Origin of the sequence: Heyndrickxia sporothermodurans (assembly GCF_003055045.1) — a bacterium.
In the GTDB taxonomy this organism is placed as follows: domain Bacteria; phylum Bacillota; class Bacilli; order Bacillales; family Bacillaceae_C; genus Heyndrickxia; species Heyndrickxia sporothermodurans.
Genome location: NZ_NAZB01000046.1, coordinates 24,853 through 31,599, shown reverse-complemented (window position 1 = coordinate 31,599; position 6,747 = coordinate 24,853). Strand labels below are relative to the sequence as shown.

5 protein-coding genes are annotated in these 6,747 nt (G+C 33.3%); 2 read left to right on the top strand and 3 right to left on the bottom strand.

Translation table 11 applies throughout. The features are described from left to right. Positions 1-265 precede the first annotated feature (265 nt). A complete protein-coding gene (locus B5V89_RS16120) occupies positions 266-2,392 on the top strand; it encodes an ATP-dependent Clp protease ATP-binding subunit (protein WP_108072964.1) in 2,127 nt (708 codons plus the stop codon). Positions 2,393-2,431: 39 nt separating this feature from the next. Here B5V89_RS16120 and B5V89_RS16115 read toward each other — a convergent pair whose 3' ends face one another. Continuing rightward, positions 2,432-4,126 carry a M3 family oligoendopeptidase gene (locus tag B5V89_RS16115; RefSeq protein WP_066227971.1) on the bottom strand — a complete coding sequence of 565 codons (1,695 nt, stop codon included), beginning with the start codon at positions 4,124-4,126 and terminating at the stop codon, positions 2,432-2,434. Positions 4,127-4,246: 120 nt separating this feature from the next. Then, complete coding sequence (locus B5V89_RS16110; RefSeq protein WP_066227863.1) at positions 4,247-4,684, bottom strand: MarR family winged helix-turn-helix transcriptional regulator; 438 nt, start codon at positions 4,682-4,684, stop codon at positions 4,247-4,249. Positions 4,685-4,791: 107 nt separating this feature from the next. Between B5V89_RS16110 and B5V89_RS16105 the strand changes: the two genes are divergently transcribed. Next, the gene (locus B5V89_RS16105; RefSeq protein ID WP_107921256.1) at positions 4,792-6,285 is read left to right on the top strand and encodes an ATP-binding protein; all 1,494 of its coding nucleotides are present in this window, start codon (positions 4,792-4,794) and stop codon (positions 6,283-6,285) included. 120 nt (positions 6,286-6,405) lie between these two features. On the opposite strand, the gene B5V89_RS16100 is transcribed toward B5V89_RS16105, so the two are convergent. Continuing rightward, complete coding sequence (locus B5V89_RS16100; protein WP_244913522.1) at positions 6,406-6,693, bottom strand: aspartyl-phosphate phosphatase Spo0E family protein; 288 nt, start codon at positions 6,691-6,693, stop codon at positions 6,406-6,408. Between the last annotated feature and the right edge of the window lie 54 nt (positions 6,694-6,747).

Below are 6,747 nucleotides of genomic sequence, written 5' to 3'. Positions count from 1 at the left end.
AGAACTTTTTACAATACCTTTGTATCCACTACTAAACCATATGTACAAGCAATTAAAATTACGACAACAATATATTTTTAATAAAAAGGTCAAAAATGGTCAGTAAAATAGTTTACAAAATATAAAAATGGGTGTATGATAAATTCATAAGGTCAAAGATGGTCAGAAAAACAAACCATCATTTTTTTGATCAAATAGGTCAAAGTTAGTCAAAATCAAATTTTTTCGAAAAACATTTCATTGCTATTTAAGGAGGAATGCTTTTATGAAATGTCAAAAATGTCAAATGAACTTAGCAAACGTCCAATTACGAGTAAATATCAATGGTCATACACAAAATCTCCATCTTTGTTCCGAATGTTATCAAAAGGAATTTGCAATGAAGAAAACACCATTTGGTGGAATTCCTTCAATGAACGGATTTGAAGATTTATTTAAAGGATTGGGAAATTTCTCTGAAGTAAATATGAACACTCAAGAAGCGTCACATACAGGTAATAACAGCTTTCTCGATAAATTCGGTAAAAATTTAACGAATATCGCTAAAGCTGGACTAATCGACCCTGTTATCGGCCGGGATCAAGAAATTAATCGTGTAATAGAAATATTGAACCGCCGTAATAAAAACAATCCAGTATTAATTGGTGAGCCTGGTGTTGGTAAAACAGCAATCGCAGAAGGACTTGCCTTAAAAATTGCAGAAAACAATGTTCCGGCTAAATTAAAAAATAAAGAGGTATATTTATTAGATGTTGCCTCACTAGTTGCAAATACTGGAATTCGTGGCCAATTTGAAGAGCGTATGAAACAATTAATAGGAGAATTGCAGAGCAGAAAAAACATTCTCTTATTTATAGACGAAATACATCTGCTTGTTGGTGCAGGTTCCGCTGAAGGCTCTATGGATGCAGGAAATATATTAAAACCTGCTTTGGCTAGAGGTGAGCTTCAAGTCATTGGTGCGACAACATTAAAAGAATATCGTCAAATAGAAAAAGATGCTGCATTGGAGCGTCGATTCCAACCTGTTCAAGTGAGTGAACCGACAATCGAACAAGCAATCAATATATTAAACGGATTAAAAGAAAAATATGAAAACTATCATCAAGTAAAATATTCTGACGAAGCAATAAACGCATGTGTCAACCTATCACATCGTTATATTCAAGATCGTTATTTACCTGACAAAGCCATTGATTTAATGGACGAAGCAGGTTCGAAATTAAATTTAACTTTCGGTACTACCGATCGTGCAGATATTAAACAGCGGCTTGTTGAAATAGAATCAGAAAAACAAAAAGCATTAGAAAAAGAAGATTATGAAACTGCCGCAAAATTACGTGATGAAGAGGAAAAATTAGAAAAAACATTGAATGCAAATGATCAAACGAATCATTCAGCAATTGTCGATGTATCCCTCATTCAGGAAATTATTGAACAAAAAACTGGAATTCCAGTTGGTAAACTACAAGAAGACGAACAACAAAAAATGAAAAACATTGAGAAAAACTTAGCAAAAAAAGTAATCGGCCAAGAGGAAGCAGTGAAAAAAATTGCTAAAGCGATTCGTCGCAGCCGTGCAGGTTTAAAATCAAAAAATCGTCCTATTGGTTCTTTCCTCTTCGTAGGTCCAACTGGTGTCGGTAAAACCGAACTAACAAAAACATTAGCCGAAGAATTATTTGGTACAAAAGATGCGATGATCCGTCTTGATATGAGTGAGTTTATGGAGAAACATAGTGCATCAAAATTAATCGGTTCACCTCCAGGATATGTTGGTCATGATGAAGCTGGACAATTAACGGAAAAAGTTCGCAGAAATCCGTATAGCATTATCCTGTTAGATGAAATCGAAAAAGCACATCCAGATGTACAGCATATGTTCCTTCAAATCCTTGAAGACGGACGGCTAACCGATAGCCAAGGTCGTACAGTAAGCTTTAAAGATACAGTTATTATCATGACTAGCAATGCAGGTACAGCTACTAAAGAAATACATGTCGGATTTGGTCAAAATAACGCCGTCAAAGAAACAAGCATTCTTGATTCACTCGGTAGCTTTTTTAAACCCGAATTTTTAAACCGGTTCGATAATATTATTGAGTTCCAATCTTTAAAGAAAGAACACCTACTTGAAATTGTTGATTTAATGATTAATGAATTAAATGAATCATTAGCCGAACAGCAAATTTCATTAGAGGTGACAAATGAGGTAAAAGAAAAACTTGCGGAATTAGGATATCACCCTGCATTCGGAGCAAGACCGCTTCGCAGAGTAATCCAAGAGCAATTAGAGGATCGCATTGCAGATTATATTTTAGATCATCCAGATCAAAAAGAATTAGTAGCAACTCTTAAAGACAATACAATCAGCGTTTCCATTAAAAATTAACAAAAAAGGAGAAAAGCGATAAGCTTTTCTCCTTTTTTGTTATAACTTGCTATCATCCACTTGATCTAGCCATTGTTGAATAGTACCAATGACGGATTCCACACATCCATCCTCAAATGGCGAAATAAGATTTGCTTCTTTAACTAGTTCTAAAAACGATTTGCTTCCACCTTGTTTGCATAAATGGATATAATCTTTCCATGCCTCTTCATGATTTTCTTGCGACTTTTTCCAAAATTGAAATGCACAAATTTGGGCAAGTGTATAATCTATATAGTAGAATGGTGATTCATAGATATGACCTTGTCTTTGCCAGAATCCGCCCTTTTCAAGATATTCTAGGCCGTCATAATCACGATGCGGTAAATATTTCGCTTCAATATCTTTCCATGCTTGCTTTCTTTCCGCAGGAGTTGCTTTTGGATTTTCATAAACAAAATGCTGGAATTCATCCACAGCGACACCATAAGGTAAGAATAAAAGTGCGGAGCTTAAATGGGCAAATTTATACTTATCTGTGTCCTCTTTAAAGAATAACTCCATCCATGGATATGTGAAAAATTCCATACTCATTGAATGGATTTCGCAAGCTTCATGTGTTGGCCAATTATACTCAGGAATTTCAAATTGGCGACTAGAATAAACTTGGAAAGCATGGCCGGCTTCATGTGTTAACACATCAATATCACCCGAAGTACCATTAAAGTTTGAGAAAATATACGGTGCTTTGTAATTCTCAATATACGTACAATAGCCACCGCCCGCCTTTCCTTTTTTCGCCACTAAGTCCATTAAATGATTCTCATTCATAAATGTAAAGAATTCATCTGTTTCCTTCGATAATTCCGAATACATTTTTTTGCCATTATCAATAATCCATTCAGGAGATCCTTTCGGAACAGCATTTCCTGATACAAATTGAAAACCTTCGTCATAAAACTTAAGAGAGTCAACACCAATCCGTTCTTGTTGACGTTTTCTTAATTTAGTCGCAAGCGGAACAATATATTCCTTCACTTGGTCACGGAATTTCGCCACCATATCGGCATTATAATCAATGCGTGACATACGATAATAACCGAGTTCAACGAAATTTTCAAAACCAAGTTTTAATGCAATCTCGGTTCTAATCTTTACTAATTCATCATAAATACGATCAAATTCATCCTCATGAGCAACGAAAAATCCAAATTTCGCCTCTACTGCCTTTTTCCTCGTATCACGGTCTTTCGATTCTGTAAACGGATCAATTTGTGCAAGGGTTCTTTCCTCCCCTTCAAACATAATTTTTGCAGAGGCAATTAGCTTAGTATACTCAGATGTAAGTTTATTCTCCTTTTGTAATAAAGGAATAATCTCAGGAGAAAATGTTTTTAACTTTCCTTCTGCTAAATCAAAAAGCTGCTTCCCCCACCTGTTTTCAAGTTCTGTACGAAACTCAGATGATACTAACGCTTGGTAGTATTCAGATGATAGACCTTCTACCAACGGCATAACTTCATCCATATAATCGTTTTCAGCTTTATAAAATTCATCATTCGTATCAATCGTATGACGAATATAGCAAAGATTAAACATCGTTCCTAGCTCATTGCTTATTTTATTAATATTTTTCATTGCTTCACTTTGCTCTTCTACATTTTTTGCATGTTTAAATTTTTCAAGTTCTTTATGAAAAGACGCTTCTACTTCTTCCATATTCGGTCTTTTGTATTCATAATTCTCGAATTTCACACTCATTACATACACCTCACTAAAATTATTCAATCCATGATTTATTCGATATAGATAGTTAGAATACCTCCTTTTAAATGAAAAAAGCATTTCTTCGGTCAAGAAATGCTCATTTCACTATCATAAGTGGGGAATATTTAATCCAATCTTTTTTAACGATTCAATTGCTACTTCCTTCTCATCCGGACTTAAAACGGACATCACTTGATGAATTCGATCTTGATGTTCCGGGAAAATGGATTCGATAAATTGTTTTCCTTGATCAGTAATGTGAGCAAATGTAACCCGTCGATCATTTGCACATCCTACACGTTCAATAAGTTTTTTCTTTTCCAATTTATCTACTACGTACGTAATACTTCCACTAGCTAATAATATTTTATCCCCAATTTGTTGTAATGGCTGATCGCCTTTATGATAGAGTAGTTCTAGTACAGCAAATTCTGTCGGATTTAAGCCGTTTTTCTGAATAAATTCATTCGTATATTCATTTACGGCCCGAAATGCTCTAGATAATACAATAAATAATTTTAACGATTGCTGAACTCCATTATCCATTCAATCCATTCCTTTACCTTTTACATATGAAAAACTATAAGATTTCTATTATTTTAATACAATTTATACTATGATAAAAGAGTAATTATCTAAATAGAGGTACTTCCATGAAAAATAATCTTAAAAAAATGTCACTATATTTTACTTTAGTTCTCGTTCCTGCTCTATTGATGACTCTATCATATGGGTACTATAGCTTTAAAAAAAATAATGAAAAATCAATTATGCAGACAGAACGTGATGCATCCATTTATCAAAGACAGTTGGATCAAGTAATTGGAGAAACAATAAAAAGTTTAGAGGTATTGGCAATAACATTTGAATCAAATTTTACTAATGTTTCCGATGTGAAAACAGCTCTTAATACAATTAGCGGGAAAGACCCGCGATACGGAGGAATCTATTTTTTAGATAAGAACGGAAATGTCATAACTGGAACAAATGACTATTTGAAACAATACAATCTTAAAAATCAAAGCTATATTAAGACGGTGTACCAGACTCATCAATCCGTCGTATCCGATCAAGTGGAAACATTATCAAACAATAAAAAAGTCATCGCCATCGTAACACCGGTAATAAAGAATAATGTCGTACAAGCAATAATCGTGGCACATATCCGCACAGATTATATCGTTAATATTATTCAAATGTTAACACCTAATACATTTGTGCATGTTGAAAGTGAGCAGGGAGTTCCTATTTTTTCAACGGATGATTCATTAATGCTTAATCCAACTAAACATTATGTCAGTACATCACTGGAAAGGGTACCTTGGAAAATCACATTAATTCCAAAAACGACAAAAATTAAATCTGTTGTCATTAAAACGTTTATATTTTTCTTAATCATTACGACTATCATACATGTTATTTATTTATTTTTCCATTCATTGTCAATCAAACGACAAGCAGAACGTGAAAAAATTCAAAATGATGCTCAAAAGTTAGAACTTGTAGGTACTCTTGCAGCGAGTACAGCCCATGAAATCCGAAATCCGTTAACTGGTATTAAAGGACTCGTACAATTATTATCAGAAAAATATAAAGATCCGAAAGACCAATTTTACTTTTCGGTTTTACACAAGGAAATCAATCGAATCAATCAAATTGTTAATGAATTCCTCATACTCGGCAAGCCTACCGTTCAAAAAATGGAAAAAATTGATTTAGACCAAGTGATTAATGACTTAAACCCATTAATTTATTCCGAGGCAAATTTATATAATGTCCACTATTCTTATCAAATTAAATCTGAGGAAATAACAGTATTGGCAACAATTGACCAATTAAAACAGGTTGTCCTAAATATAACAAAAAACGCCCTTGAAGCTATGCCAACAGAAGGCAAATTGTTACTTAATCTAGAAAAAAAAAGTAATCATGCTTATGTTTCTATTTCTGATAATGGAACAGGAATTTCCCCAGAAAACTTAAAAAAAATCTTTACGCCTTTTTTTACTTCAAAGGAAAACGGGACTGGTCTTGGTTTAGTCGTATGTAAAAGAATTATCGAATCATTTGATGGGAATTTGTCAATAAAAAGTGAATTAAATAAAGGTACAGAAGTATTAATTACCCTTCCTATTTATAAAGGTTAATCTCGGTTAGGAGATTAACCTTTTTAATTATATACAGTGATGTATGAAACTAAAGGTGGGATTAATAGAGTCTAGTTCATTGATGATCAGTGAGGGTTATGCATGGTATATAATACTCTTTTAAATGGCTTTTAGTACGTTATATTTCACAACTCTCTTATTACTAAGCTTTTTATTTTTATATATAATAAATGAAGCTCCCCTGATAACGACTGGTTTCATACTTCTATCTTTTGATTGTTGGAATTTTTGATATTCATTCAAAAGCTCGTCTAATTCCTGAGAGCAAAAAATAGTTTTATCATTTGTTAACCCATATCGTTTTCCAAGTTGAATCATTTCTTCCCTTTTTACTTGAATTTGTTTTAAATATCTTTTTTCTTTTATTGCATTACTATAGGTATACACTTTTCATTCTCCTTCAATTTCATTCTCATGTCGAATTTTTTCGACTACCTTGTG

Excerpts from the sequence above, each read along its gene's own strand:
- B5V89_RS16120 (WP_108072964.1), top strand. The coding sequence starts at position 266 with ATGAAATGTCAAAAATGTCAAATGAACTTAGCAAACGTCCAATTACGA.
- B5V89_RS16110 (WP_066227863.1), bottom strand. The coding sequence starts at position 4,684 with ATGGATAATGGAGTTCAGCAATCGTTAAAATTATTTATTGTATTATCT.
- B5V89_RS16105 (WP_107921256.1), top strand. The coding sequence starts at position 4,792 with ATGAAAAATAATCTTAAAAAAATGTCACTATATTTTACTTTAGTTCTC.